Annotated in this window: 24 protein-coding genes and 1 other RNA gene; 12 read left to right on the top strand and 13 right to left on the bottom strand. The window is 70.0% G+C overall.

What is annotated here, in order from left to right; genetic code table 11:
* Positions 1 to 6 precede the first annotated feature (6 nt).
* Positions 7 to 1,191 (bottom strand): DUF6348 family protein, encoded by a 1,185-nt coding sequence (locus OV287_RS42045; protein ID WP_267539666.1) that lies wholly within the window; start codon positions 1,189 to 1,191, stop codon positions 7 to 9.
* Between the two features lie 235 nt (positions 1,192 to 1,426).
* On the opposite strand from OV287_RS42045, the gene OV287_RS42040 reads away from it, so the two are divergent.
* The gene (locus OV287_RS42040) at positions 1,427 to 3,199 is read left to right on the top strand and encodes a M1 family aminopeptidase (protein ID WP_267539665.1); all 1,773 of its coding nucleotides are present in this window, start codon (positions 1,427 to 1,429) and stop codon (positions 3,197 to 3,199) included.
* 3 nt (positions 3,200 to 3,202) lie between these two features.
* Here the strand turns inward: OV287_RS42040 and ftsY are convergent, their stop codons facing one another.
* Entirely contained in the window at positions 3,203 to 4,783 is a 1,581-nt protein-coding gene (gene ftsY / locus OV287_RS42035; protein ID WP_267539664.1) for a signal recognition particle-docking protein FtsY, read from the bottom strand.
* A gap of 190 nt (positions 4,784 to 4,973) precedes the next feature.
* Here ftsY and OV287_RS42030 point away from each other — a divergent pair, with 190 nt between their 5' ends.
* Positions 4,974 to 5,528, top strand: a complete 555-nt coding sequence (locus OV287_RS42030) for a hypothetical protein (protein ID WP_267539663.1) — start codon at positions 4,974 to 4,976, stop codon at positions 5,526 to 5,528.
* Positions 5,529 to 5,541: 13 nt separating this feature from the next.
* On the opposite strand, the gene rnpB is transcribed toward OV287_RS42030, so the two are convergent.
* From rnpB to OV287_RS42015, 3 genes are all read right to left on the bottom strand, one after another.
* An RNA gene (rnpB, locus tag OV287_RS42025) (RNase P RNA component class A) lies at positions 5,542 to 5,933 on the bottom strand.
* Positions 5,934 to 5,992: 59 nt separating this feature from the next.
* Positions 5,993 to 6,637: a ribonuclease HI family protein gene (locus tag OV287_RS42020; RefSeq protein WP_267539662.1), complete on the bottom strand. Its 645-nt coding sequence runs from the start codon at positions 6,635 to 6,637 to the stop codon at positions 5,993 to 5,995.
* Between the two features lie 10 nt (positions 6,638 to 6,647).
* Positions 6,648 to 7,373 (bottom strand): zinc ribbon domain-containing protein, encoded by a 726-nt coding sequence (locus OV287_RS42015; protein WP_267539661.1) that lies wholly within the window; start codon positions 7,371 to 7,373, stop codon positions 6,648 to 6,650.
* 430 nt (positions 7,374 to 7,803) lie between these two features.
* Here OV287_RS42015 and OV287_RS42010 point away from each other — a divergent pair, with 430 nt between their 5' ends.
* Positions 7,804 to 7,971 carry a hypothetical protein gene (locus OV287_RS42010; protein WP_267539660.1) on the top strand — a complete coding sequence of 56 codons (168 nt, stop codon included), beginning with the start codon at positions 7,804 to 7,806 and terminating at the stop codon, positions 7,969 to 7,971.
* A 68-nt stretch (positions 7,972 to 8,039) separates the two neighbouring features.
* On the opposite strand, the gene OV287_RS42005 is transcribed toward OV287_RS42010, so the two are convergent.
* The gene (locus OV287_RS42005; RefSeq protein ID WP_267539659.1) at positions 8,040 to 8,333 is read right to left on the bottom strand and encodes an FYDLN acid domain-containing protein; all 294 of its coding nucleotides are present in this window, start codon (positions 8,331 to 8,333) and stop codon (positions 8,040 to 8,042) included.
* Between the two features lie 145 nt (positions 8,334 to 8,478).
* On the opposite strand from OV287_RS42005, the gene OV287_RS42000 reads away from it, so the two are divergent.
* Positions 8,479 to 10,140, top strand: a complete 1,662-nt coding sequence (locus OV287_RS42000; RefSeq protein ID WP_267539658.1) for an AgmX/PglI C-terminal domain-containing protein — start codon at positions 8,479 to 8,481, stop codon at positions 10,138 to 10,140.
* A gap of 14 nt (positions 10,141 to 10,154) precedes the next feature.
* Positions 10,155 to 11,366, top strand: coding sequence for an MFS transporter (locus OV287_RS41995; protein WP_267539657.1), 1,212 nt, complete (start codon positions 10,155 to 10,157; stop codon positions 11,364 to 11,366).
* Here the strand turns inward: OV287_RS41995 and OV287_RS41990 are convergent.
* From OV287_RS41990 to OV287_RS41980, 3 genes are read right to left on the bottom strand one after another with little or no spacing between them, the layout of a single operon-like run.
* Positions 11,352 to 11,759, bottom strand: a complete 408-nt coding sequence (locus tag OV287_RS41990; RefSeq protein WP_267539656.1) for a hypothetical protein — start codon at positions 11,757 to 11,759, stop codon at positions 11,352 to 11,354. The genes OV287_RS41995 and OV287_RS41990 overlap by 15 nt on opposite strands.
* Positions 11,760 to 11,778: 19 nt before the next feature.
* The gene (locus OV287_RS41985) at positions 11,779 to 12,042 is read right to left on the bottom strand and encodes a DUF3006 domain-containing protein (RefSeq protein ID WP_267539655.1); all 264 of its coding nucleotides are present in this window, start codon (positions 12,040 to 12,042) and stop codon (positions 11,779 to 11,781) included.
* On the bottom strand, positions 12,039 to 13,244 hold the full coding sequence (locus OV287_RS41980; RefSeq protein ID WP_267539654.1) for a ComEC/Rec2 family competence protein: 1,206 nt from the start codon (positions 13,242 to 13,244) through the stop codon (positions 12,039 to 12,041). Before OV287_RS41980 ends, OV287_RS41985 begins: the two co-directional genes overlap by 4 nt.
* Positions 13,245 to 13,350: 106 nt before the next feature.
* Between OV287_RS41980 and deoC the strand changes: the two genes are divergently transcribed.
* The 4 genes from deoC (at position 13,351) to OV287_RS41960 (ending at position 17,095) form a co-directional block, all read left to right on the top strand.
* Positions 13,351 to 14,184: a deoxyribose-phosphate aldolase gene (deoC, locus tag OV287_RS41975; protein ID WP_267542530.1), complete on the top strand. Its 834-nt coding sequence runs from the start codon at positions 13,351 to 13,353 to the stop codon at positions 14,182 to 14,184.
* A gap of 21 nt (positions 14,185 to 14,205) precedes the next feature.
* A complete protein-coding gene (locus tag OV287_RS41970; RefSeq protein ID WP_267539653.1) occupies positions 14,206 to 14,598 on the top strand; it encodes a TraR/DksA family transcriptional regulator in 393 nt (130 codons plus the stop codon).
* An 86-nt stretch (positions 14,599 to 14,684) separates the two neighbouring features.
* Positions 14,685 to 16,421 (top strand): phospho-sugar mutase, encoded by a 1,737-nt coding sequence (locus OV287_RS41965; protein ID WP_267539652.1) that lies wholly within the window; start codon positions 14,685 to 14,687, stop codon positions 16,419 to 16,421.
* On the top strand, positions 16,418 to 17,095 hold the full coding sequence (locus OV287_RS41960; RefSeq protein ID WP_267539651.1) for a hypothetical protein: 678 nt from the start codon (positions 16,418 to 16,420) through the stop codon (positions 17,093 to 17,095). Before OV287_RS41965 ends, OV287_RS41960 begins: the two co-directional genes overlap by 4 nt.
* 27 nt (positions 17,096 to 17,122) lie before the next feature.
* On the opposite strand, the gene OV287_RS41955 is transcribed toward OV287_RS41960, so the two are convergent.
* The 4 genes from OV287_RS41955 to OV287_RS41940 all read right to left on the bottom strand — a co-directional run bounded on the left by OV287_RS41955 (position 17,123) and on the right by OV287_RS41940 (position 21,628).
* Complete coding sequence (locus OV287_RS41955; protein ID WP_267539650.1) at positions 17,123 to 17,695, bottom strand: ATP-binding protein; 573 nt, start codon at positions 17,693 to 17,695, stop codon at positions 17,123 to 17,125.
* Between the two features lie 418 nt (positions 17,696 to 18,113).
* Positions 18,114 to 19,043 (bottom strand): ABC transporter permease, encoded by a 930-nt coding sequence (locus OV287_RS41950; RefSeq protein ID WP_267539649.1) that lies wholly within the window; start codon positions 19,041 to 19,043, stop codon positions 18,114 to 18,116.
* The gene (locus tag OV287_RS41945) at positions 19,036 to 20,172 is read right to left on the bottom strand and encodes an ABC transporter permease (RefSeq protein WP_267539648.1); all 1,137 of its coding nucleotides are present in this window, start codon (positions 20,170 to 20,172) and stop codon (positions 19,036 to 19,038) included. The genes OV287_RS41950 and OV287_RS41945 overlap by 8 nt, the downstream gene beginning before the upstream one ends.
* A complete protein-coding gene (locus OV287_RS41940; RefSeq protein ID WP_267542529.1) occupies positions 20,165 to 21,628 on the bottom strand; it encodes an ABC transporter ATP-binding protein in 1,464 nt (487 codons plus the stop codon). The genes OV287_RS41945 and OV287_RS41940 overlap by 8 nt, the downstream gene beginning before the upstream one ends.
* Positions 21,629 to 21,759: 131 nt before the next feature.
* Between OV287_RS41940 and OV287_RS41935 the strand changes: the two genes are divergently transcribed.
* From OV287_RS41935 to OV287_RS41925, 3 genes are all read left to right on the top strand, one after another.
* A complete protein-coding gene (locus OV287_RS41935; RefSeq protein ID WP_267539647.1) occupies positions 21,760 to 23,067 on the top strand; it encodes a thymidine phosphorylase in 1,308 nt (435 codons plus the stop codon).
* A 117-nt stretch (positions 23,068 to 23,184) separates the two neighbouring features.
* Positions 23,185 to 23,565, top strand: coding sequence for a PilZ domain-containing protein (locus tag OV287_RS41930; protein ID WP_267539646.1), 381 nt, complete (start codon positions 23,185 to 23,187; stop codon positions 23,563 to 23,565).
* Entirely contained in the window at positions 23,562 to 23,966 is a 405-nt protein-coding gene (locus OV287_RS41925) for a cytidine deaminase (RefSeq protein WP_267539645.1), read from the top strand. Before OV287_RS41930 ends, OV287_RS41925 begins: the two co-directional genes overlap by 4 nt.
* Positions 23,967 to 23,973: the final 7 nt, after the last annotated feature.

The raw sequence follows: 23,973 nt of genomic DNA, 5'->3' as shown, positions 1-23,973 counted from the left end.
CCCGCCTCACCAGAACTTCCACCACGGTTTCTGTGCTGGGGTGGGCGTGACGGGCGGCGGTGGGGCAGGGGCCGGGCGCCGGATGGCTGGCGCCTGGCTGTGCAGCTCCGTCGCCGCCTCGGTGGACAGCGGGATGATCGACGGGGCGAAGACGAGATCCTCGGGCTTCGAGCCCGCGTTCAGCGCGTTGTTGAGGGCGTGAATGGTGCTGCTGCGCAGGGCAATGGCGCCGAACTGATCGCGCGTCAGGGAGCGGCCCTCGAGCGCCGTCTTCGCGAGCCGGATGGCTTCGCGCCACAAGGGATCCTCAGGCAGGAACACGGGCCGCTCGTTTGGCGTGCCCTCTGTGACAAAGATGGCCGAGTCGGGGATGCGGGGCCCCATGTCGTGCACCATCATCTGTCCGAAGGCCAGTGGTAGGTAGGCCACCACCTTCTCCGCCTCCAGCGGCGTGGCGCCCTGGGCGCGGAGCTCCTCGAGGATGAGTTTATCGTCGCGGTCGGGAGGATCGACGAAGGCCGCCACGCCCCGGCTCACGTCCACGCCGCCCTGAAGCACCAGGAACAGCCGCTGGCTGAGGAACTCCGGCGCGCGCGGCCAGGGCGCCTGGAGGAGCGCCTCCTTCAGCTCGGGCCACTCCTCGTTGTCGAGGAGGACCTCGAGCATCTTGGGCTGCGATTGCATCTGCGCGTAGTAGACGCGCAGCCAGTGGGTGCCGGAGACCAGGGGCAGGGTCTTGAGCGCACGCTCCAACACGTCGAACCAGGCGCGGGAGGCCTCCCTGGAGACCTGCACGCCACGGCCCTGGATGTCCCCGAAGATGATCCGCCGGCGTACTCCTGAGAGCTCCCACTCCTCGACGGTCACGTGCTCATCCGGCGGCCGGACGAACGCGCTCAGGAGGACGTGCAGGGAGCCGCGCGCGAAGTTCTCGAACGCATCCCGCTCGGCCTCCTCTGCCGTCTCTCCGACGCCTCCAAAGGACTCGATGAGCACCCGCCCCGTCCACAGCTCGAGCACCACGTCGAGCTGTACGGCGCGGTGATTTGGGTGGGTCTGTGCGTTCACGAACCACGCCTGGGCACGAGGGCCGGAAGGACCCAGGCGCAGCCAGTCGCCCTCTTCGAGGCAGATCACTCCGTGGGGTTGCAACAGCATGCTGAGGAGCGGAGTGGCGGAGGTCGCGGTCATGGGGGTTCAGGGCTCGTAGGCGCGCAGTCGAAGACGGGCAGCACCAGGACGCGCAGGGGGCGGGTGGGCTGACGGGTGGGACCCGGGCACGGATGGTAGTGGTGGACTTTCACAGGTGGGAAGGCACGCCCGGTTGTACGGAGTGTTCACGGGGTGGGAGCCAGGTGACAGGAACCCTCACCCCGGGCCCTCTCCCGGGGGGAGAGGGAGGGAAGGGCGGTGTAACATCCTCCCCATGTTCGCCCATCTGCGTCGCTGGCCGCTGCTGGCTCTGCTGCTCGTGCCCGGGGTTGCCCCCGCCGGGGACTTCATCCCGCCCGAGGTGCAGTTCTCCCTTCAGCACCTCAAGTCCGAGGAGCGCGCTCGCGCCGCACAGGCGCTCGGGCCTCTGCAAGACCTGCCTCGCTACCAGGTCCAGCTCGAGCTGGATCCGAAGGCGCGCAAGGTGAAGGGCCACCTCCGGGTCGAGCTGTTCGTGCGCAACCGCCCCCTGGAGGTCGTCCACCTGCGTGCCACCCCCAACGCCTTCGACCCGAGGATGGAGCTCTCGGAGGTGAAGGTGAATGGGCAGCCCGTGAAACCAGAGCGCCCCGAGGACGGCCTCTACAGCCTGGCGCTGGCCAGTCCTGTCACCCCGGGCAACTCGGTGGTGGTGGAGCTCGACCTGGAGGCGCGGGTGCCTCGTGCGCAGTCCGGCTCCACCTCGCTGCTGGGCTCGCTCGGCTCCACGGGTGGGGGAGGGGACTACGGGGCCTTCGCCGCCATGGACGACTTCATGAGCCTGGTGGGCATCGTGCCCCTGGTGCCGCCCGTGGATGGGCGCGGCAACCCCTGGGCCGGTCCCACGGGCGTGGGTGACCTGGCGCTGTACGAGCCTTCGAACGTGCTCGCCAACGTCATCGTCCCGGCAGGCTGGAAGGTGCACGCCACGGGAGTTCCCATGGGGGAAGTGCCCCAGAAGGACGGCCGCGTCCGCTACTCCTTCGCCGCGGGCGCGGTGCGGGACTTCCCGGTGTTCGCCTCGCGCGGCTACGACAGCGCCACCACGACGGTGAATGGTGTCACCGTGGAGAGCCACTTCGCCGCCCGCGACGCCGCGGTGGGCAAGCGCGTGCTGAAGTACGCCAGTGACGTGCTCACCGAGTTCGAGCGCCGCCTCGGGCCCCTGCCTTTCAAGTACTTCCGCGTGGTGGAGGCCCCGCTGGCTGGCGGCGCAGGCGGCATGGAGTTCCCCGGTCTCGTCACCGTGGGCACCGCCCTCTACCGCGGGGTGGCGGATCCGGGCAGCGTGCTCCAGGGTGCACCGGGGATGGGGCAGATGCAGCAACTCCTCCAGGCCATGGGCGGGGACACGGCGCCGCTCGATCAGCTCGGCAAGTCGCTGGAGCGCACGCTCGAGTTCACCGTGGCCCACGAAGTGGCGCACCAGTACTTCGCGGCGCTGGTGGGCTCGGACCCCATCAACGCGCCCGTGGTGGACGAGACGCTCGCCCAGTACACGGCGGTGCTCTACATGGAGTGGAAGTACGGGCGCGCGGTGGCGCAGCAGCTGCGTGACGAGACGCTCGTGGGCGCCTACCATCTGTATCGTATCTCGGGCGGCAAGGACGGCCCGGCGGACCGGCCCACCTCCGACTTCGACGACTCCATGCAGTACGGCGCGCTGGTGTACGGCAAGGCGCCCTTGCTGCACCACGCCTCGCGCAAGCTCATCGGAGACGAGGCCTTCTTCAGGGCCCTGCGCACCTACGTGGACACGTACCGCTTCAAGTGGACGTGCGACGACTGCTTCACCCGCGAGCTGGCCAAGGCGAGCCCCTCGAAGGCTCAGGAGCTCGAGAAGCTGCGCGTGCGCTGGTGGCAGGAGGCCCACGGCGACGAGGACCTCGGCAAGCCCAACATGGGCGGCCTGCTCGGCGCCGGGATGAATGGGGAGGCGCTGGACCCGGAGACGTTGAAGCTCATGGAGGAGCTGCTGCCGGGCCTCATGAAGGGGCAGGAGGAGTAGGCGTCAGTCGAACAACGCCTGGACGAACTCCCGAGGCTCGAAGCGGCGCAGGTCGGCGACCTTCTCGCCGACGCCCACCCACACCACGGGAAGCTTCAGCTCGTCCGCGATGCCGATGATGACGCCGCCCTTGGCGGTGCCGTCCAGCTTCGTCAGCGCGATGGCCGTGACGCCCACGGCCTCGTGGAACTGCTTGGCCTGCTGGATGGCGTTCTGCCCGTTGGTGGAGTCCAGCACCAGCAGCACCTCGTGGGGAGCCCCGGGAAGCGCCTTGTCGATGACGCGCTTCACCTTCTTCAGCTCGTCCATCAGGCTCACCTTGGTGTGCAGCCGGCCCGCCGTGTCGGCGATGATCACATCGGCGCCCGTATCCCGGGCCTTCTTCACTGCCTCGAAGATGACCGAGCTGGGGTCCGCGCCCTCGGCTCCCTTCACCAGCTCCGCCTTGGCCCGGTCCGCCCACACGTCGAGCTGCTCGGTGGCAGCGGCGCGGAACGTGTCGCCCGCGGCCAGCACCACCTTCTTGCCCTGGCCCGTCAGCTTCGCGGCCAGCTTGCCAATCGTCGTCGTCTTCCCCGCGCCGTTGACGCCCACCACCATCACCACGTGCGGCGGGCCTCCGCCCTCCAGCGTGCGCGGCACCGGCAGGTCCACGATGCGCGTCACTTCCTGACGGATGAGGTCCTTGATGCGGTTGGCATCGCTCAGCTCGTTGCGCTTGAGCTTGTCGCGCGCCACCTCCACCAGGCTGGACGCGGTGCGCACGCCGATGTCCGCGGTGAAGAGGATCTCCTCCATCTCCGCTAACACCGACTCGTCCACCTTGCGGTTGGAGCCGAAGAGGCCGTTGAGCCGCGCCATGAAGCCCTGGCTGCGCGTCTTGTCCAGGCCCTGCGCCAGCGTCCGACCCGCCTCGGCTTCAATCTTCGCCCGCGCTGCCGCCTCCTCCGCGCGCCGGGCCTCCTCGGCCGCCGCTTCCTCCCGGGCCTTCTGCTCGGCTGTGAGGCGCTCTGCTTCCTCGCGCTCGCGCTTGCGCCGCTCCTTCGCCTCGTCCTCCGCGGCCTTCTTCGCGCGGTACTCGGCGCGCTTCTCCTCCTCCTCGCGCTCCTTGAGGGCTCGGGCCTCGGCCTCCAGACGGGCGCGCTCGGCCGCGTCCGTGGTGGTCTTCGCGGCGCGCGTGGCCTCCTCTCGCTGGCGGGCGAGGGTCTCGGCGCGGGCGTGAATCTCCTCCGCCTCCCGTAGCTTCGCGAGCTCCGCCTCGCTGGGGGGCAGCTCCACGCGCAGCTCCGGACGCTCCGCGGGCAGCTCGGGCTTCTCCTTCACGGGCGGCACCGGTGGCCGCCTGCCGGGCTCCTCGGGGCGCTTCTTGAAGAAGAGCTTGCGCGCCGCCGCCACCATCAGCGCCACCACCAGCACCGTGAGCCCCACGCCCACCACCGTGTCCACGGTGCTGCTCTCGGGCGGCGGGGGCGTGCCTGTCTCCGGCACCCCGGGCTGCGTCGGCGGGGGCTGCTGGGGCAGCGGGGAGGGCTGCGGCGACGGCGCCTGCGCGAGGAGGAAGGGGAGGGCGTTGGGCGTCTTCATGGCGCGCACCGAATACCTCAAGATGCCGCCGCGAGTCCCCCCTATCTTCCGCCCCCGCCACACGGCGAACACGTCCCGGGAAGGACGCCGGGGTGGCGGGCGGAAGGGCCAGGGGGCTTCAGGGGCGGGGCCCGAAAGACCACGGGCCGGTGGATGCCGTACCCGGAAGCCGGTAGAAACGGGGGTGCCCATGCGTCGCACGCTCCTCGCCCTCTTCGTTTCCGCCTCCCTGCTCAGCGCCTGCATCGTCGAGGCGCCCGGTGGTGCCAGCCCCAACGAGCGTCGCCAGGCCACGGTGACGCAGGTGCCGGCGCTCTCGCTGCGCAGCGGCGCCAACTTCGAGGACAAGGTGGAGCTGGTAGGCGCCACCGTGCAGCCCGGCCGTCTCTCTCCCGGCGAGGGCGCCCGCGTCACCGCCTACTTCAAGGTCCTCAAGCCCCTGGAGGAGGACTACCTGATCTTCGTCCACGTGGAGGACGCCGAGGGCCGCGCCGAGCGCCTCAACGTCGACCACAAGCCGGCCGGAGGTCTCTACCCCACCACCCAGTGGAAGCCCGGCGAGACGGTGAAGGACGAGTTCAACATCGCGCTCCCGCCCGGCTCCTCGGCCCGCGCCCTCAACATCTGGATGGGCTTCTGGGAGCAGAAGACAGACGCGCGCCTGCAGCTCAAGAATCCGGACGCCGTGCGCAATGACGGGCGCAGCCGCGTCCTGCTCGCGCAGGTGCCCGTGGCGCAGCCGTAGGTACAGGGAAAAAAACCGGAGTGGCCCTGTAAGCCGAGTCCTGTCCCCACCCCTTTCGGGATGGGCGGTGAACATTCATCTAGGGCCCTGGTTGCCCAGGGGCCTCATCAGCGAGCAACCCGAACGCATGGGGCGGGCAACCCCTGTCCCCTTTCGGGGACGCGCTCCTATTGGCTCTTGCTCCAGGTGGGGTTTTCCGTGCCGCTCGAGTCACCCCGAGCGCGGTGCGCTCTTACCGCACCGTTTCACCCTTACCGGCCCCTTGCGGAACCGGCGGTTTGTTTTCTGTGGCACTGTCCTGCGAGTCACCTCGACTGGCCGTTAGCCAGCACCCTGCCCTATGGAGCTCGGACTTTCCTCCCGTCACCCATTCCTGCAGTGACCAGCGTTCACCCGGACCACTCCGGCACACGCCTCATACAACAGCGGCGGGGCTGAGGTCACTCCGGATGGGAGGCTCCGGTTCACATCCGTTCATCGATGGCCCGGTTGCTCATCTCGTCGGCCGCCTTGTTCTTCTCGCGCGGCACGTGGGTGAGCTTCGTCCGGGGGAAGTGCTTCAGCAGGGCGACTGCCTCCTCGTAGAGGGGGCGGAGGGTCGGGCTCTTCACCTGGTAGCGCCCCTGGAGCTGGCGGATGAGCAGCTCGCTGTCCGCGAGCACTTCCAGCTCCTTCGCACCGAGAGTCCGGGCGTGCTTCAGGCCGAGCAGCAGGCCCATGTACTCGGCGTAGTTGTTCGTCTGGACGCCCAGGAATTTGCCGAGCCGGGCCACCACCCGTCCCTCGGCGTCCATCAGCACCGCGCCGGCGCCCGCGGGGCCTGGATTGCCCCGGGCGGCTCCGTCCGAGAAGAGCCTCAGGCTGGAAGGTACCTCGGCGGGGCTCCGCGACTCCACCGGGAGGGTCGGGGTCGCGCGCGAGGGGCGCCGCGGCTCCGAACGGGGCTCGGGTGAGGACGGAGGAGGATTGGGCGCGAGCTGACTGGCCGCGGCTTCCAGGAGGCGGCCCAGGTCCTCCCGGGTGAGTCCCGGGAAGGCCCGCACCGTCCCTGTGAGCGGCTCCTCGCGCCCGATGTGGCGGAGGATGTCGGCGAGGTCCGGCGGGGCCATCGCGCAGGGACTACTTCGCTGCCGGCGTCTCGAGCGCCTCGACGGCGTAGATGATGCGGTTGCAGGACGGGCAGATGTCCGTGCCCAGCGACACGCGCAGGTTGTTGTAGAGCTGCGGGGGCACGTTCATGTTGCAGCCCTGGCAGGTCCCAGCCACCACGCCCACCATCGCCGGCAGCTTCTTCTTGCGGATGGTCTCGTAGCGGCGCAGCAGCGTGGCGTCCACACCCGAGGCCACCGAGGAGCGCTTACCCTCGAGCTCCTTCACCTGACCTTCGGCCTGGCTCTGCTTGCCGCGCAGCTCCGCCATCCGGCTGGAGAGCTGCTCCTGGCGGGTGGCGAACTCTGCCTCCTTCGCCTTCACCGCCTCGCGCGCCGCACCGAGCGTCTTGGCCAGCTCCACCAGCTCCTCGGACATCGTCTGGTTGGCCTTCTTGGCGATGTCGATCTCCCGGGCGAGGGCGGAGTATTCGCGGGTGGAGCGCTGCTCGGCGAGCCGCGCCTCCCACTTCTTCACCTTGTCCTTCTCGTCCGTGATGTTCTGCTCGAGTGTCGTCTTCTGCCGCTCGATGTCGGCCACCCGGTTGCGCTCCGCCTCGATGGCGCTGCGCGCGGCACCTAGCTCGCGCTCCAGCTCCGCCAACTGCCGGGGATGCACGTCCGCGGCCTTCCGGAGCGAGGCGACCTCCAGGTCCACCTTCTGCAGCTCCGCCAGCGCCTTCAGTTTCTCCCGCAAAATCGCTGCCTCCATGGAGGGCCCTACCGCGGAGCCCGCGCCCTTCTACCAACAAGGATCTGCACGGTCCAACGCACAAATCAGTCTGGTGTCATCCCTTGCGTACCAGGCGGACGGCCGGGGCTCGCCAAGCCGCCGTGTCTGGCCGCTCGGCGTCCGCACGGGCAACGCCATCCAGGGTGTCCAGCTGGCCTGAACTCCTGGCGGGCCACTTCCTCCACGTCCTCAGGGCAGGGTGCACTCGTCATCATGACAAGTGAAGAGTTTCTTATATGTGAGATTGATTCTTCTTCAATGCCGCCTCCAACCCCGAGCACCTCGCCGGAATGCGCCGCTCCTCCTCGGTGGAAGGAGAATGTAGCGAAAAGTTTCCGTCGTGGTGGAAACCTGCTACATGTCTGGGGCGATGCGATCCGGGGGACAGAGACCCATGCAGCCGAAGAAGCGACCGAACCCGAGGCCAGGAGCAGCCCCTACGCGGCTGCACAAGGGTCAGGGACCGCGGCGGCCGGTGGGCGTGCAGGCCCTGGGCCCCGTCCGCTACGAGCAGCTGCGCCGCGCGCTCCACCTGCTGAACGCGACAGCGGAAGCTCGCTAGAGCCGCGACAGCCGCCGGAAAAGCCGAAGGGGGCACCGCCTGGTGGCGGAGCCCCCCTCGTGCCGGGCTTAGATTTCCTCGTCCTCCTCGCCGGGGCTTGCTGCCTCGGCGTCCTCGTCCTCGAACTCAGCGAGCTCTTCCTCCTCGCTCTCCGCTGCCGGCTCCTCAGGCTCGATGGGCTCGATGACCTTGGGGATGGAGGACAGGCGGCCCCGTCGGCCTTCCGAGGGCGGCTTGAGGGCGGGACTCTCCCGCTGATCCGCGCCGCACTTCGGGCACAGGGGGTCCGGCTTCTTCATGTCGTAGAACTTCGTGCTGCATTTGAAGCAGACGTACTTGTTCCCGAGGTCCTTCGCGGGCATGCGCCACCTTCTGTGTCAAGAGGGTAGGGGGAGGCGGCTCTTAGTTGGGCCGGCAGGCGGAGTCAACCCGATGGTTTGCACTCCTCGGCCCAGGCGCTAGCATTCCGGGCGCTCGCCCTTGATGTGCGCGCGCGGGACCCCCCCCTTGAACTTCTCCTGCAACAAGTGTCAGCGGCGGTACTCCATTGCGGACGACAAGGTCCGCGGCAAGACCGTCAAGGTACGTTGTAAGAACTGCCAGAACGTCATCTCGGTGGAAGGACCCCCCGCCGAGGCCGAGGAGAGCACGCGCGTCGTGTCCCTGGCGGACGTGGAGCGCCTGCGTGAGCAGGACCGCTCGCTCGCCGAGGAGGAGACGGCCACGGCTGTTTCCCAGCAGGCGCCTGCGGCGGCCGCGAACATGTCCTGGGAGGACGAGCCCACGCGGACCATGCCGCTGCGTGATGCGCGCTCGCCGTGGTTCGTGATGGTGAAGAGCAAACAGGAGGGGCCGCTGGATGATGGCGCCCTGAGTGAGCTCGTGGTCTCGGGCGCCGTCACCGCGCGCAGCTACTTCTGGCAGCAGGGCATGCCGGACTGGAAGCGGGGGCAGGACATCCCCGAGCTGGCCGGCTTCTTCGCGCCCGCGGAGCCGCCGCCGGCTCCTCCGCCGCCGCCCGCGCGGGCCGCGCCGCCACCCCCCATCATGATGGCGCCGGAGCTCGAGCCCGAGCCCGCCCCGGTGGCGCAGTCCTCCACCTCGTGGCAGCCGGAGCCCCCCGCGCCCTCGCAGACGACCTGGCAGACCGAGCCCGCGCAGCGCCGCCCGGCCGCCCAGCAGGACGCCACCCCGTGGGAGGACTCGCAGCCGGAGGCCGCCGCTTCCTCCGATATGAATGGCGCGCCCCTGGGTGAGCTGTTCTCCGACCTGGATCTCCCCCAGTCCGAGCAGCAGGACGGGGGCGAGCTGGGCATGGACATGATGGCGGGCTCGTCCCAGCAGGAGGATCCGCTCGCGGCGCTGGGCAAGGAGCCGGAGAAGAAGCGCGCGCCGGCGGAGAACACCCAGTACTTCGTGAAGAAGGCGGGGATGCACCGGCGCAACCCGCCCTGGAAGATTGCGCTCTTCGTCGTGCTGCTGCTGGGCCTGCCGGTGGGCGTGCTGTACGCGCTCACCGAGATGCAGGTGGTGCCTCTGCGTGTCACGCGTGTGGACTCCAAGGGGCAGGTGGTGGAGGAGCCGGTGTCCGTCTTCTCGCCCGAGGGTATCGGCGAGCTGAGGGACCTGATGCTCGGCCGCACCAAGCCGCCGCCGCCCGTGCCGCCGCCCGCCCCGAAGCCCGAGGCGAAGCCGCGCCCCACCGAGGAGGCCGCGAAGCCAGAGACGCCGCCGCAGGAGCCCTCCGCCGCTGAGCCCCAGGGTGAAGAGCAGCAGGCCGTGGCCGCCCTCTATGCCGAGGGGGAGAAGAAGGACGTGGGCCCCGAGGTGCGCGAGAACACCGAGGTGGCCGCCACCGACTCGGCTGCGCAGTCCGGCCCTCCTCCCGAGGAGCTCGACCGCGTGGTGAAGCAGTCGCAGTCCGCCTTCAAGTCCTGCATCGACGCGGCGCTGCGCAAGAACCCGAAGCTGCGCGACGGCACGCTGCTGCTCACCGCCACCGTGGGCAGCTCCGGCACGGTGAAGAAGGTGTCGTTCGACCGCGACGACGTCAACGGCTCGCCCATGGGCAACTGCATCAAGGCGCGCGCCCGCCGCATGGTCTTCCCTGCCTTCGAGGGCGAGGACGTCGAGGTCGAGATCCCGCTCGTCCTCAGCAAGTCCATCTAGCGAGGAGGCCTTCCGTGGACGCCGTCGCTTCCCGGGAGGGTGGGGGCCGCCTGCCGCGCACCGTGGTGGTGCTCGGCGTGGTGAGCCTGCTCACGGACATCAGCAGCGACATGATCTTCCCGCTGCTGCCGGCCTTCCTCGCCGCGAGGCTGCCAGCGGCGCCCCTGCTGCTGGGGCTCATGGAGGGCGTGGCGGACCTGGTCTCCTCTCTCCTCAAGTACCAGTCCGGGGTGTGGGCGGACCGGGCGCGCCGCCTCAAGCCGATGGTGCTGGTGGGCTATGGCCTGTCCAGCCTGATGCGCCCGCTGATGGCCTTCGTCACCCTGGCCTGGCATCCCATCGCCATCCGCGCGTTGGACAGGGTGGGCAAGGGCCTGCGCTCCAGCCCGCGCGACGCGCTCATCGCCCACTCCGTCCCCGAGGGCTCCCGCGGCCGGGCCTTCGGTTTCCACCGGGGCATGGACCATGCGGGCGCCGCCGTGGGCTCGCTCGCCGCGATGGTGCTGGTGGCCGTGGGCCTGCGCGTGGAGCAGGTGTTCTTCGTCGCCGCGGTGCCTGGCCTGCTCGCGGTGGTGGCCCTGCTGCTCGTGCGCGAGCCGCCGCTTCCGGAGTCCGCTTCCGCCCCGGGCAGCACCCGCGCGCTCGCCCCGGTGCCCCGGCGGCTGGCGTATTACCTCGTCCCCATCACCCTGTTTGGGGTGGCCAACTCCACCGATGCCTTCCTCCTGCTGAAGCTCACCGAGGAGGGCGCGCAGCCTGAGTTCCTTCCCCTGGCGTGGCTGCTGCTGCAGGCGGTGAAGTCGGCCGTGTCGTTCCCGGCGGGCCGGCTCGCGGACCGGCTGGGCGCCTCGCGACTCGTGGTGACGGGCTGGTCCCTGTACGCGCTGAGCTACCTGGCGCTCGCGTGGGCCCGGGGCGTGACGCTCACCCTGGTGGTGATCAGCGTCTACGGGCTGTACCACGCCCTGGCCGAGGGCGCGGAGAAGTCGCTGCTCACCTCGCTGGTGCCGGCGGAGGCCCGCGGGCGCGCCTTCGGCCTGTACAACGGACTGACTGGGGGCTCGTCGCTCGCCGCGGGACTGCTCTTCGGTGTGCTGTGGACGACCCGGGGCAGCACCACCGCTTTCGTCACCGCCGGGGCGCTCGCTGGGCTGAGTGCGCTGCTGCTCGTGCTGCTGCTGCCGCGCGCACGTCCTCCGGCCCAGGCTTTCTCAGCTCTCGAGTGAGTCGAGGCTCCGGCGTAGCAGGGCCGCTGCTTCCCCCAGGGAAATGGACTCTCCGCGTGCCACGAGCTCCCGGCAGCGTGAGATGTCCGCGTCGAGCTCCTGGAAGTAGAGGGACACGTAGGTACAGGCTGCCTCGATGAACGACGCGCGGTCGCAACCGGACGCAAGGGCCGCGCCGAGGACCGAGACCCCGAACAGCGGTGGCCACTCCAGGACCTCGAGCTCCTGCCGCAGCAGCTCCTCGGCGGCAGCGGAGGCCGCATCGGTGCCCTCGCTCGCGGCGAGAGCACGGAGACCGCGCGGAAGCTCGTCCTCACGAAGTGTCTCGCCTGGCGTGGCCTCTCCGCGCTCCCTGGCCAGGGCTCGTGCGATGCGGGTTCTGGCCGAGGCCATGTTCATCCCATCACCCGGGCTACAGGTCGAAGTCTCCGGGCGGCGGCGTCTTGCCCTTCATGGCTTGCTCACGGGCCTGGCGGACCTCGGTGCGCAGACGCTCGGTGGCCGCTGTATCCACTTTCAGCGTCGTCAGGTCGAGCACGTCTCCCTCGCGGGCGTCGGGGGGTAGCTCCTCGCGGCGGCGCGTCACCTGCCGGCCATCCACGATGAGCACGGCGAGCTCGTCCTCGAAGCGGTCCAGGGTGGCCGTGGGCCTTGCGCGCGGCTGCTTCTTCTTCATGGGTTGCAGTCCTTGGCGGGACGGCGCTCGCGCATGGCGGAGGCCCGGTCCTTGTACTCGTTACGCTGCTGCGTCTTCGCCCGCTCGAGCGTGCGGCAGTCCTCGCGGTGGAACACCTCGCTGCCCTTGAGGCTCACGTAGCGCGTCCCCGATCGCTCCGGGAGCGTCCCCTTCGCGGGCACGACCTTGCCCTTGGCGGAACTCGTGTCGCCCAAGGTCATGGGGCCCTTGGCGACGGGGCCGGTCGTCTGGCCGGTGACGACGGTGGGGGTGCTCTTGCCCTTCTGGGGAGTGAGGGTGACGGTGGTGCCGTTGCTCACCGCGAGCACCTCTCCTTGGAGGTCGGTGCGGAAGATGCGCGCGCCCGTGGCGCCGAGCCGCTGGAGGGCCTCGGGGGTGGGGTGGCCGTAGTCGTTGCCCGAGCCGCAGGAGATGACCGCCGCCTGGGGCTTCACCGCTGCGAGGAAGGGCGCGGTGGAGGAGTGCTTGCCTCCGTGGTGCGCCACTTTCAGCACGGTGGAGGTGAAGTCGATGGGCCTGGTCAGCAGGAACGCCTCGGTCTCCGGTTCCGCGTCCCCAGTGAAGAGGAACGCCGTCTTGCCGTACGTCAGCTTGGCGACGATGGAGTTGGCGTTGACGTCCGAGCGCGTATCGTCGAGGAACGGGTTGAGCGGAGTGCGCGGCCAGAGAATGGTGAGCGTTGCGCCCTCGCCCAGGCCAACGGTGAGGAGCGTCTCGGGCGGGCTCGGGTCGGGCATTCTTGTCTTGCCCTCCTTCTGGTCCTTCTTGTCCTTGTCGCCCACCGTCTCGCTCACTACGGCCAGCAGATCGCGGTAGGCCTCGCTCGGGTGGATGAAGCCCGGGTCCCAGAATCGCCTGGCCCCAAACGCCTGGAGGATCTTCGCGAGGCCGCCCAGGTGGTCCAGGTGCGGGTGCGTGAGGATGACCAGGTCGATGGGCCCCTGGACGAGCTGGCGCAGGCGGGGCACCAGGGCCTCGTCGGCCTCGGGCGGGCCGCCGTCGATGAGGACCGTCTTGCCCGTGGGCGAGACGATGAGCGCCGCGTCGCCCTGGCCCACGTCGAAGAAGTAGACCGTGAGGGGCTTGAGCGCGGGCGCCTGGGGGGCGGCAGGCGGGGCAGCCCAGCCCGGGAGGGCGGCGAGCAGGGCGAAGAGGGCGAGGAGCAGCCGGGCGAAGGCCATGAGTGGCGCGGACTCTACCTCAGAGGATGAGAGTCCGTTGCGTGTCCGGCAGGCATCCGTCTCTGCGCTTCCCGAGCGGGCCGGAGTGGGCTACACCGCGCCCCATATGGCCGAGGCCCAAGACATCCAGCGGGTCGTCGAGGAGATCGCCGACCACGTCCGCCAGAACATGCACGGTTCCCAGGTGGGCAAAGCGCCGCCAGCACCCCCCGCCAGCGCTGAGCCCCCGCGCCCCGTGCGGACCGCGCCCATCGCGCCCGAGTCCATCCGCGACAACGCGGACCTGGCGCCGTACATTGACCACACGCTGCTCAAGCCCGAGGCCACGCGCGAGGATGTCGCCCGGGTGGCCCGTGAGGCGGCGGAGCACGGCTTCGCCACGGTGTGCGTGAACTCGAGCCACGTGGCCACGGTGGCAGGCATCCTGGCGGGCTCGCGCTCGGTCCCCATCGCCGTGGTGGGCTTCCCGCTGGGTGCGGCCCTCACGAGTGCCAAGGCCTTCGAGGCTCGCGAGGCCATCCAGGCCGGTGCCCGGGAGATCGACATGGTCATCAACGTCGGTGCCCTCAAGGCGCGGGACTACGCGTTGGTGCTCACGGATATCGCGCAGGTGGTGGAGGCCAGCCGGCCCTGGCCGGTGAAGGTCATCCTCGAGACGAGCCTGCTGTCCCAGGACGAGAAGATCGCCGGCTGTGTGTTGTCCAAGGCGGCGGGGGCGGCGTTCGTGAAGACGTCCACCGGCTTCAGCACTGGAGGCGCCACCGTGGAGGACGTCTCGCTCATGCGACGGGTGGTGGGCGAGGGCGTCGGCGTGAAGGCCTCTGGAGGCATCCGCTCAGCCGAGGACGCCCTGAAGATGATTCAGGCGGGGGCCAACCGGCTGGGCGCCTCGGCGTCCGTGGCCATCGTCACCGGCCAGAGGTCTACCGCGAAGTACTAGCCACCCGGTTGGGAGAGGCCCGTGACCGAGGCACAGCGCGAGAAGTACAGGCAGAAGTTGCTGGCGCTCCACGCGGAGCTGACCGGCAAGGCGCCCTTGAAGATAGAGCCCAACCGCACGGACGACGCGCGGGTGGGCGGCGACGAGGACGAGCAGCCGCTCAACGAGATGATGCAGGCCATTGCCTCCAAGCGGAATCGGAACACCGACGGCGTGCTCCAGCTCGTGGTGAAGGCGCTGGGCAAGCTGCGCGATGACCCGGAGTCCTTCGGCGAGTGCGAGGAGTGTGGCGACGACATTACTCCCGGCCGGCTCGAGGCCATGCCCTATGTGGGCTTCTGCGTGAACTGCCAGGGCCAGAAGGACGCCCCCAAGGGCGGCCCGACTCGACGCAAACTCACCGATTACACCTGAGTCCTCGCTCAGGTCTGATCATCGCTGAACAGACGGGGAGGGCGGACGCGGCTGCACCGCCGCACCAGCCTTAAGGAGGGGAGCACATGGACGCGACTGGATTGAAGGAGAAGGCGGAGGCGTGGCTTCGGGCGGACCCGGATGCGGCCACCGTGGCGGAGCTGCGGGACGTGCTTGCGAGTGGAGACCTCGCGGACCTGGCGGACCGTTTCGCGGGCGACCTGGAGTTTGGCACCGCGGGCCTGCGCGGCGTGCTGGGCGCGGGGCCCAACCGGATGAACCGTGCCGTGGTGCGCCGGACCACCGCGGGCCTGGCGCGCTACCTCAAGGCCACCGTCCCCGACGTCACCACCCGGGGCGTGGTGGTGGGCCGCGATGGTCGGAAGTTGAGCGCCGAGCTCGCCGAGGACGCCGCCTGCGTGTTCGCCGCCGAGGGCATTCCGGCGCACGTCTTCCCCTCGCTGGCGCCTACGCCGCTGGTCGCCTTCGCCACCCTGCACCTCAACGCCGCGGCGGGGGTGATGGTGACGGCCAGCCACAACCCGCCCGAGTACAACGGCTACAAGGTGTACTGGGAGAACGGCGCTCAAATCATCCCGCCCCATGACAAGGGCATCGCCGACTTCATCTCCCGGGTGGAGCCCGCCAACCAGGTGGAGCTGCTCACCCCGACGGAGGCGCACGCCCGCGGCCTGTGGCGGGATGTGCCGGACTCGCTTGGCGACGCGTACCTGGACGCCATCCTCAAGCTGCGCGTGCATGGGCGCGGCTCGGACTCGCTCTCCATCGTCTACACCGCCATGCACGGCGTGGGCGGCGTGTGGATGGAGCGGGCCCTGGAGCGCGCGGGCTTCAGCAACGTTCACCTCGTGGCCGAGCAGCACCAGCCGGATGGCACCTTCCCCACCGTGCGCTTCCCCAACCCCGAGGAGCCCGGGGCCATGGACCTGTCGCTCGCCACCGCCGAGCGGGTGAAGGCGGACCTGGTGCTCGCCAACGACCCGGACGCGGACCGGCTGGCGGTGATGGTGCGCGAGGGCTCCGGCAAGCTGCGCATGCTCACCGGCAACGAGGTGGGCGTGCTGCTGGGCCACTACGTGCTGGTGCAAGGGCCCACCCGGCGCTCGAAGCCGCACCTCGTCACCACCATCGTGTCCTCGACGCAGCTGGGCGACATCGCCCGCGAGCTGGGTGCCGCCTATGACGAGGTGCTCACCGGCTTCAAGTGGATTGCCAATCGCGCCGTCGAGCGCGAGCGGCAGGAGGGCACGCAGTTCGTCTTCGGCTACGAGGAGGCGCTCGGCTACTGCGTGGGCGCCGTGACGCGGGACAAGGACGGCATTGGCGCGGCGCTGGTGTTCGCGGACCTGGCCGCCTGGTGCGAGACGCGGGGGAAGACGGTGCTCGGCTACCTGGAGGAGATCCAGCGCCGGTTCGGTCTCTACGTGAGCGCGCAGCGCAACTTCACCTTCCCGGGCGCCGAGGGCGCTCAGGTGATTGCCCGCATCATGGAGGGCTTCCGCCGCTCGCTGCCCTCGCGCGTGGGCGAGCTGCCGGTGCGCAACGTCCTCGACTACAAGAAGGGGGAGCGGCTGCCTCCCTCCAACGTGCTGGCCCTCGAGCTGGAGGGCGGTGGGCGGGTGACGGCGCGTCCGTCCGGCACGGAGCCCAAAATCAAATACTACTTCGAGCTGAAGGAGACGCTGGCCACCGGCGAGTCGGTGGAAGCCGCGCGCGCCCGGGGACAGGCCCGGCTCCAGAAGCTCATCGACGCCTTCATCGCGCTCGCGCGCGAGCGGGGGCAACCGGAGGTGGGTGCGTGAAGCGCAATGTTCCGAGTTGGGTGCTGATGGGTCTCCTCCTCGTCTCCAGCGCCGCCATGGCGCAGGAGGAGGGGGCGGGCTACAGCCGCGGTCAGGGCTGGTCCGTGCTGTCGGGTCAGACGATGGGGCAGGGCGGCACCGCGCTGACGGGCCAGGTAGGTTGGCCGGGCGTGTCGCTGGGGCTGCTGCACGGGGCCACGTCGCGGTTCGACATCGGCGGCAAGCTCACCTTCAACTATGGCCGCGAGGGCATCGTCACCAGCGTGGTGCCGGGCCTGAAGCTGCAGGCCTGGGTGCGGCTGATGCTGCTGCAGACCGCCAGGTTGAACCTCGGGCTGACCTTCGCCCCCGGGCCCTTCTTCTATTTCTACGAGGTCGGCACCGACGTGGGCCTGACGCTGCCCATCGCCTTGACGGTGGGCATCCCCGTGGGCAGCGCCCTCATGCTCAACGTGGGCCTGGACATCCCCTTCTACGTCATCTTCGGCACGGGCGGCGGCGCCGTGGTGCCCATCCTCCTGGGCGGCGGGCTGGAGTACTTCCTCGACCGCAACCTCGCCGTGAACTTCAACGTGCGGATGGGACCGTCCGTCGGCGCTTCCGGAGTCTTCGGGGTCCGTGGCCGCGCCAGCTTCACCTTGGAAGCGTTGCTGGGCATCGCCTACAAGTTCTGACCGGAAGGGCCACCGGGCCCGCGAGCCCTACCAGCTCGCGGTGCCCTGGTCCTCTAGCTCCACGGAGATGGTGACGGTGGTGCCCGTCAGCCCGTGGGTCTTCACCGCCAGTTGCCCACCCAGCGACTCCACCAGCTCGCGCGCCGCCGTCAGGCCCGGCAGGGGCTCGCCCCCGCGAGCTGCGTAGCGCACCTGGAGGGTGGGGCCGTAATCCCCGAAGTCGTCCTGGGGCTCCACCACCAGCCGCACTGCGCGGGCCGTGGCGCCCATGCTCCTGCGCTCCTGCACGGCGTCGGTCAGGAGGTGCAGCATCACCTGCTCCATCCTCCGCCGACTTACCCGCGCGAACACCGGCTCGTCCGGTAGCTCCAACCCCACCTCGGTGCTCTCCACGTGCCCGGTGGCATGGAGCAGGGCCAGCGCGTGCCGCGCCAGTGCGCACAAGTCCAGGTTCTGCACGTTGGCGCCATCCAGCGAACTCACGGCGCTCAGGTGGTCGCGGCCCTCGTCGCTCGTCACCGTCGTCTGCCTCGGCCAACAAGCCATCGCCACCGCGCTCATCGCCTCACCTCGTGCCTTGTGTTTCGTATCCGGTTTCATGTCGGCTCCCCCCTCGCGTGTTTCGGACGCCGACCTCCCTCCTCCATCCGCCTTCCCCCCTGACAACCCGCGCGTCCAGAGCCCGTCAATGCTGCGCGGTGCCCTCGCGTGCCATCCATTCCATGCGATGTGCGTGCCGTTTGCTCTTTGACCGTGCCGCAAATGTACAGTGAGAGACAGATTCTCGTTTCTTCCTTGAGTTTCAAGTCTTTGATTGGTTGCACGGATGAATACTCACTCCCACCTCCCTGGGAATACATGGGACCCAGTGGGTCGTGGGTGATTCACGGTCGAGTGTGACCCGGGTTTGAAATGACCCGCAGCCTGGCAGACCCGCTCCCAAGGCCCCGCGTGGGGCCGGAAACGGAAGGGAGGGCGAGGCTTCGCGAGGGCGTGCCGACGAGGCAGCGCGCCGGGGTTAGCGCGACTCCTGCTCGTAGGGCGTGCCGAGGGCGGCGGGCGCGTGGGTGCGCTGGCCCTGGAAGGCGAGCAGCGCGAGCGTCAGGACGTAGGGCAGGGCGAGGAGGAAGCCCTGGGGCACTACCTCCAGGAGGCCGGGGGCGCTGGAGGCCAGGCCGATGCGCAGGGCATTGCCGGTGGCGAAGAAGAGGGTGGCGAGGAAGGCACCCAGGGGCGTCCAGCGGCCGAACACCATGGCGGCCAGGGCCATGAAGCCGAGGCCGGCCGGGGTGTGTTGCTCGAAGCGATCCAGCACGGCGGTGGAGAGGGTGGCTCCGCCCAGCCCCGCCAGCATGCCGCTGCCCACCACTGCGAGCCAGCGCAGCCTCGTCACGGACAGGCCCAGGGTGGCCACGGCATGGGGCTTCTCGCCCACGGCGCGCAGCCGCAGGCCGAGGGGCGTGCGGTAGAGCACCCAGTGGAAGGCGAAGGGCAGCACCAGGGCAATCCACGTGAGGGCCGAGTGCCCGGAGAAGACGCGCAGCAGGGGCACCTCGGACAGGCCGGGCAGGTGCCAGCGGGTGAGCTGCTGAATGGGCGGCGTGCCGTTGGGCCCGTAGAGGGCCTCGAGGAGGTAGGTGCCGCCGGCGAGCGCCACGAGGTTGATGGCCATGCCGGACACCACCTGGTCCGAGCGCCAGCGGATGCAGAGGGACCCGTGCACGGCGGCCATGCCAGCGCCGGCGAGCATGCCCATCAACACGCCCACGGGGGTGGGGAAGGTGATGGAGGCCACGGCCGCGCAGAAGGCGCCCGTGCGCATCATCCCCTCGATGCCCACGTTCACCACGCCGGCGCGCTCGCAGAGCGTGCCTCCCAGCGCGGCGAAGAGGAGCGCGGGGAAGTACTCCAGGGTGGAGGACAGGAGGGCTTCCAGAATCTCAAGCACGGGGCACCTCCGGGCTCGGTGCCGGCTGCTTCTGGGGCGCTACGGGCACGACCTTTCGCGGGCGCAGCAGCGAGAGCCACACCAGCCGGCCCGCGACGAAGAGCAGCGCCAGGCCCTGGATGAGCTCGGGGTAGCTCTTGTGCACGCCGAGCAGCTGCATGCGCGTGCCTCCTGCGCGCAGCGCTCCGAAGAAGAGGGCGGACAGCGCCACACCCAGCGGGTGGTTGCCGCCGATGAGCGAGATGGCGATGCCGTCGAAGCCGTAGGGGGCGCCCAGCGAGCCCGGGTACTTGTACTCGGTGCCCAGCACGAGCACCGCGCCGGCCATGCCCGCGAGCGCTCCGGCCAGTCCCATGGCCTGGGCGGTGCGCCGCGCCACCGGAATGCCCGCGGCTCGAGCCGCCTCGGAGCCCAGGCCCACCGCGCGCGTCTCGAAGCCCGAGCGCAGCCGCGAGAGCCACACCCAGATGGCCAATGCCACCGCCAGCGCCAGGGGGAAGCCGAGGTGCAGGCGGGACATCTCCCCGAGCAGCCGGGGGAGCTGCGCGCTGGTGGCGATCTCCGCGGTGCCCGTGGTGGAGAGGTGGGTGCCAGCGCCGGCGCGCAAGGGGCCTACCGCCAGCCAGTTGTCCACCAGGCTCACCGCCACCCAGTTGAGCATGATGGTGGAGATGACCTCGTGGACGCCTCGGGTGAGCTTGAGCGCCGCGGCGATGAGCGCCCACAGGCCTCCCGCCATGCATGCCGCGAGCACCGCCGCCGGGATGTGCAGCACGGCAGGCAGCGACAGCTGAGCGCCGACCACCGCCGCCGCGAGCGCGCCCACCAGCATCTGCCCCTGAGCGCCGATGTTGAAGAGGCCCACCTTGAAGGCCACCGTCACCGACAGGCCGGTGAGCAGCAGCAGGGCGGCCTTGATGGCGGCCTCGCCGATGGGCCGGGTGAGCACGGTGACGCGCCCGCCCTCGAGGTACATGGACCAATCGCCCAGGCCACCGCGGAGCATCTGGAGGTAGGCCTCGCTGGCGACCTCCGGGTCGCGCGTGAGGGCGATGAACCCCCAGCACACGGCCAGGGCCAGGAACACGGAAAAGATGGAGGGCAGCACCGCGCGCAACCGCTCACCCATGTGCCACCTCCCCGCTGGTGCCGAGCATCCGCCGGCCAATCTCCCGCTCGTCGAACTCCGGCCGGGTGAAGGTGCCGGTGATACGCCCCTCGAAGAAGACGTAGATGCGATCCGCCAGGGCCAGGACTTCCTCCAAATCCAACGAGACGAGCACCACGCCTGCTCCCCTGTCCCGCGCCTCGCGCAGCTTCGCCTGCACCTGCCCCACCGCGCCGATGTCCAGGCCGCGCGTGGGCTGCACCACCACCAGCAGCTTCGGCGACGCGTCCAGCTCGCGCGCCACCACCACCTTCTGCTGGTTGCCTCCGGAGAGCGCCTGCAACGGCACCTCGGGATCCGGCGGCCTCACGTCATAGGCCTTGAGCAGCGCCTGGGTGCGCTCGCGCCGGCCCGCGAAGTCCACCTGGAGACCCCGGGCGAAGGGCGCCTGCTGCTGCCGCCCCAGGGCCACGTTCTCCTCCACCGTCATGGCCTTCACCACCGCGCGCCACAGCCGGTCCTCGGGCACATGGCCCACCCCTCGGCGCCGGGCCTCGGCGGGGGTCAGCCCCGTGAGCGGCTTGCCCAGCAGGTTGCCTCCGCCTCCGTCCAGCGCGCGCAGGCCGGTGAGCACCTCGGCGAGCTCGCGCTGGCCGTTGCCATCCACCCCGGCGATGCCGACGATCTCCCCCGCGTGCACCTCCAGGGACGCCCCGCGCAGCGCCGGCCGGCCGTCGGAGCCCCGGGCCCGCAAGTCCTTGGCCTCCAGCAGCCGCTCGCCTCCGGGCGGGTGGTACGTCTGGGCCTCGGCATGGGGAACGCGCGACTCGCCCACCATCAGCGCGGCCAGCTCTTCGGGGCGGGTATTGGCGGAGCGCACCTCGGCGACGAGCCGGCCGCGCCGCATCACTGCCACCCGCTCGGCCACGCTGAGCACCTCGCGCAGCTTGTGGCTGATGAAGACGACGGTGCGCCCTCCAGCCGCCAGCTCGCGCGCCACCCGGAAGAGGTCATCCGCCTCCTGGGGGGTGAGCACGGCGGTGGGCTCGTCGAGGATGAGCACCTGGGCACCCCGGTGCAGCGCCTTGACGATCTCCACCTTCTGCTGCGAGCCCACGGTGAGGGTGTCCACCCGGGCGCGCGGGTCCAGCTTGAAGCCGAAGCGCTCGCAGGTGGCGGCCACCTCCTGGCAGGCCCGGTCCAGGTCCATCCGGCCCCAGCGCGAGGGCTCGCGGCCGAGCACCACGTTCTCCGCCACCGTCAGGGTGGGCACGAGCATGAAGTGCTGGTGCACCATGCCAATCCCCTTGGCGATGGCGTCCCGGGGGCTGCGCAGGCGGACCGGCTGGCCGTTCACCAGCACGTCGCCGGAGTCGGCCTGGTAGAGCCCGTAGAGGACGTTCATCAGGGTGGACTTGCCGGCGCCGTTCTCGCCTACCAGGGCGAGCACCTCCCCGGTACCGATGTCCAGCGACACGTCGTCCAGGGCGGTCACGGCGCCGAAGCGCTTGTGGATGTTCCGGAGGGAGATCAAGACAGTCCACCTTTATCAGATGGATGGCAGGATGGCGTACACGCCCGCCCGGCTTCCTGCTATGGCCTCTCCCCGTGAGACCCTACGAGCTCATCAAGGCCAAGCGGGATGGAAAGCGTCTGGCGCCCGAGGACATCCGGGCGTTCATCGAGGCGTATACGGCGGGCGAGGTGCCGGACTACCAGATGTCCGCCCTGTGCATGGCGGTGTTCTTCCGAGGACTGGACTCGGTGGAGCTGGGCGCCTGGGCGCGGGCCATGCTCGAGTCCGGCGAGGTGGTGGACCTGTCGGATACACCGGGCGTGAAGGTGGACAAGCACTCCACGGGCGGGGTGGGTGATAAGGTGTCGGTGAGTCTGGCGCCCCTGGCGGCGGCCTGTGGCGTGCCGGTGCCGATGATCTCCGGCCGGGGCCTGGGGCACACCGGAGGGACGGTGGACAAGCTGCTGTCCATCCCCGGTTTCAAGATGGATGTGCCGGTGCCCGAGTACCGCCGGCTGGTGCGCGAGGTGGGGTGCTGCCTCATCAGCCAGACGGACGCCATCGCCCCCGCGGACAAGAAGCTCTACGCGCTGCGGGACGTGACGGCCACGGTGGACTGCATCCCGCTCATCGCCAGCTCCATCATGAGCAAGAAGCTGGCAGAGGGCATCAACGCCCTGGTGCTGGATATCAAGGTGGGCAGCGGCGCCTTCATGAAGACTGCGGAGGATGCGCGCGTGCTGGCCCGGACGATGATCGGCATCGGCGCGGAGATGGGGCGCAAGGTGACGGCGCTGCTCACGGACATGAACCAGCCGCTGGGTCGCGCGGTGGGCAACGCGCTGGAGATCATCGAGGCCGTGGAGATGCTGCACGGCCGGGCTCCGGCGGACTACACCGAGGTGACGCTGGCCCTCACCGCCGAGATGTTGGTGCTGGGGGGCAAGGCGGCCTCCGTCGCCGAGGCGCGTCAGAAGCTGGGGAAGGTGATGGCGGATGGGAGCGCGGTGCGCAAGCTGAAGGAGATCGTCCAGGCCCAGGGAGGAGACCCGCGCGCCATCGACGACTACTCGCGGCTGCCCCAGGCGCGCTCCACCGTGGACGTGGTGGTGGCTCCGAAGGACGGCTTCGTCACCGTCATCGACACGGAGGCGGTGGGCCTGGCGGCGGTGGCGCTGGGGGCCGGACGCCAGCGGGTGGACAGCGTCATCGACCCGGCCGTGGGCTTCACCCTGCTGCGCAAGGAGGGCGAGGCCGTCAAGGCAGGGGAGCCCGTGGTGCGGGTGCACTACAACGACCCGGCTCCGCTGGAGGAGGTGAAGGCGCGGCTGAACGCGGCGTACCACTTCGGGCCCCAGGCTCCCGCCCCCCGACCCTTGGTCATCGAGCGGCTGGAGTAACCTCGCGACGCGATGTGTCGGGGTCACCGATTCCACACCCGCCTCCGTGAGTCCGTGCGGAGGGCTCGGGGGTGGGTATGATGGAGCCACGGTGGCCCGTGCGGGAGCGAGCAAAGCATGAGCGAGCAGTCCAAGGATGGTAGCCAGCGGCCGGCGGAGGACCGGCGTGAATCTCCCCGGGTGCCAATGCGCATCCGCGTCAGGCGGGAGAACACGTCACTTCCGTTCGACTCGCGAGAGGGCAACATCTCGCTCGGGGGCTTTGCCTGGTTCGGCGCCGCCATGTCGGTGGGCACGAAGGTGGAGGCTCGCTTCACGCTGCCCGGCTCCAGTGAGGAGATCCAGGTGCGCGGCGAGGTGCTGCACGTGGGCCATGGCTCACGCGGCACGTCGGCGCACGTGCGCTACCTGGACCTGCCGGCGGAGACAGAGTTGCTCATTGCGCGCTACCTCGACGACCTCGAGCTGGCGGAGTCCAAGGGAGGAAATGGAGCATGAGTGCGGAGATTCCCTGGGAGCAGTTGTTCGAGGCGGCGAAGAAGGTACGAGAGCGCGCCCATGCGCCGTATTCGAAGTTTCCGGTAGGGGCGGCGATCCTCTACGCGGACGGCTCGGTGGTGGCGGGCTGTAACGTGGAGAACTCCTCGTACGGACTGTCCGTATGTGCCGAGCGCGGTGCGTTCGCGGCCGGAGTGGCGCAGGGGCGGAGCAAGCCGGTGGCGGTGGCCATCGTGGTGGACACGCCCACTCCGTGCCCGCCGTGCGGCATGTGCCGGCAGGTGATGCTGGAGTTCGCCACGAAGGATCTGCCCGTGCGCAGCCGCAACCTCAAGGGGGATGAGGCGCGCTACTCGCTGGGGGAGCTGCTCCCCCACGCCTTCACCAGCGATTTCCTCTAGAGTGCCC

The organism is Archangium lansingense (genome assembly GCF_026626635.1).
In the GTDB taxonomy this organism is placed as follows: Bacteria; Myxococcota; Myxococcia; order Myxococcales; family Myxococcaceae; genus Archangium; species Archangium lansingense.
This window is presented reverse-complemented; position numbering and strand designations above follow the sequence as displayed.

What these genes read in the sequence shown, in the direction of transcription:
- OV287_RS42045 (WP_267539666.1), bottom strand. Translation starts at nt 1,191, where the DNA reads ATGACCGCGACCTCCGCCACTCCGCTCCTCAGCATGCTGTTGCAACCC.
- OV287_RS42040 (WP_267539665.1), top strand. Translation starts at nt 1,427, where the DNA reads ATGTTCGCCCATCTGCGTCGCTGGCCGCTGCTGGCTCTGCTGCTCGTG.
- ftsY (WP_267539664.1), bottom strand. Translation starts at nt 4,783, where the DNA reads ATGAAGACGCCCAACGCCCTCCCCTTCCTCCTCGCGCAGGCGCCGTCG.
- OV287_RS42030 (WP_267539663.1), top strand. Translation starts at nt 4,974, where the DNA reads ATGCGTCGCACGCTCCTCGCCCTCTTCGTTTCCGCCTCCCTGCTCAGC.
- OV287_RS42020 (WP_267539662.1), bottom strand. Translation starts at nt 6,637, where the DNA reads ATGGCCCCGCCGGACCTCGCCGACATCCTCCGCCACATCGGGCGCGAG.
- OV287_RS42010 (WP_267539660.1), top strand. Translation starts at nt 7,804, where the DNA reads ATGCAGCCGAAGAAGCGACCGAACCCGAGGCCAGGAGCAGCCCCTACG.
- OV287_RS42005 (WP_267539659.1), bottom strand. Translation starts at nt 8,333, where the DNA reads ATGCCCGCGAAGGACCTCGGGAACAAGTACGTCTGCTTCAAATGCAGC.
- OV287_RS41990 (WP_267539656.1), bottom strand. Translation starts at nt 11,759, where the DNA reads ATGGCCTCGGCCAGAACCCGCATCGCACGAGCCCTGGCCAGGGAGCGC.
- OV287_RS41985 (WP_267539655.1), bottom strand. Translation starts at nt 12,042, where the DNA reads ATGAAGAAGAAGCAGCCGCGCGCAAGGCCCACGGCCACCCTGGACCGC.
- OV287_RS41980 (WP_267539654.1), bottom strand. Translation starts at nt 13,244, where the DNA reads ATGGCCTTCGCCCGGCTGCTCCTCGCCCTCTTCGCCCTGCTCGCCGCC.
- deoC (WP_267542530.1), top strand. Translation starts at nt 13,351, where the DNA reads ATGGCCGAGGCCCAAGACATCCAGCGGGTCGTCGAGGAGATCGCCGAC.
- OV287_RS41965 (WP_267539652.1), top strand. Translation starts at nt 14,685, where the DNA reads ATGGACGCGACTGGATTGAAGGAGAAGGCGGAGGCGTGGCTTCGGGCG.
- OV287_RS41955 (WP_267539650.1), bottom strand. Translation starts at nt 17,695, where the DNA reads ATGAAACCGGATACGAAACACAAGGCACGAGGTGAGGCGATGAGCGCG.
- OV287_RS41945 (WP_267539648.1), bottom strand. Translation starts at nt 20,172, where the DNA reads ATGGGTGAGCGGTTGCGCGCGGTGCTGCCCTCCATCTTTTCCGTGTTC.
- OV287_RS41930 (WP_267539646.1), top strand. Translation starts at nt 23,185, where the DNA reads ATGAGCGAGCAGTCCAAGGATGGTAGCCAGCGGCCGGCGGAGGACCGG.
- OV287_RS41925 (WP_267539645.1), top strand. Translation starts at nt 23,562, where the DNA reads ATGAGTGCGGAGATTCCCTGGGAGCAGTTGTTCGAGGCGGCGAAGAAG.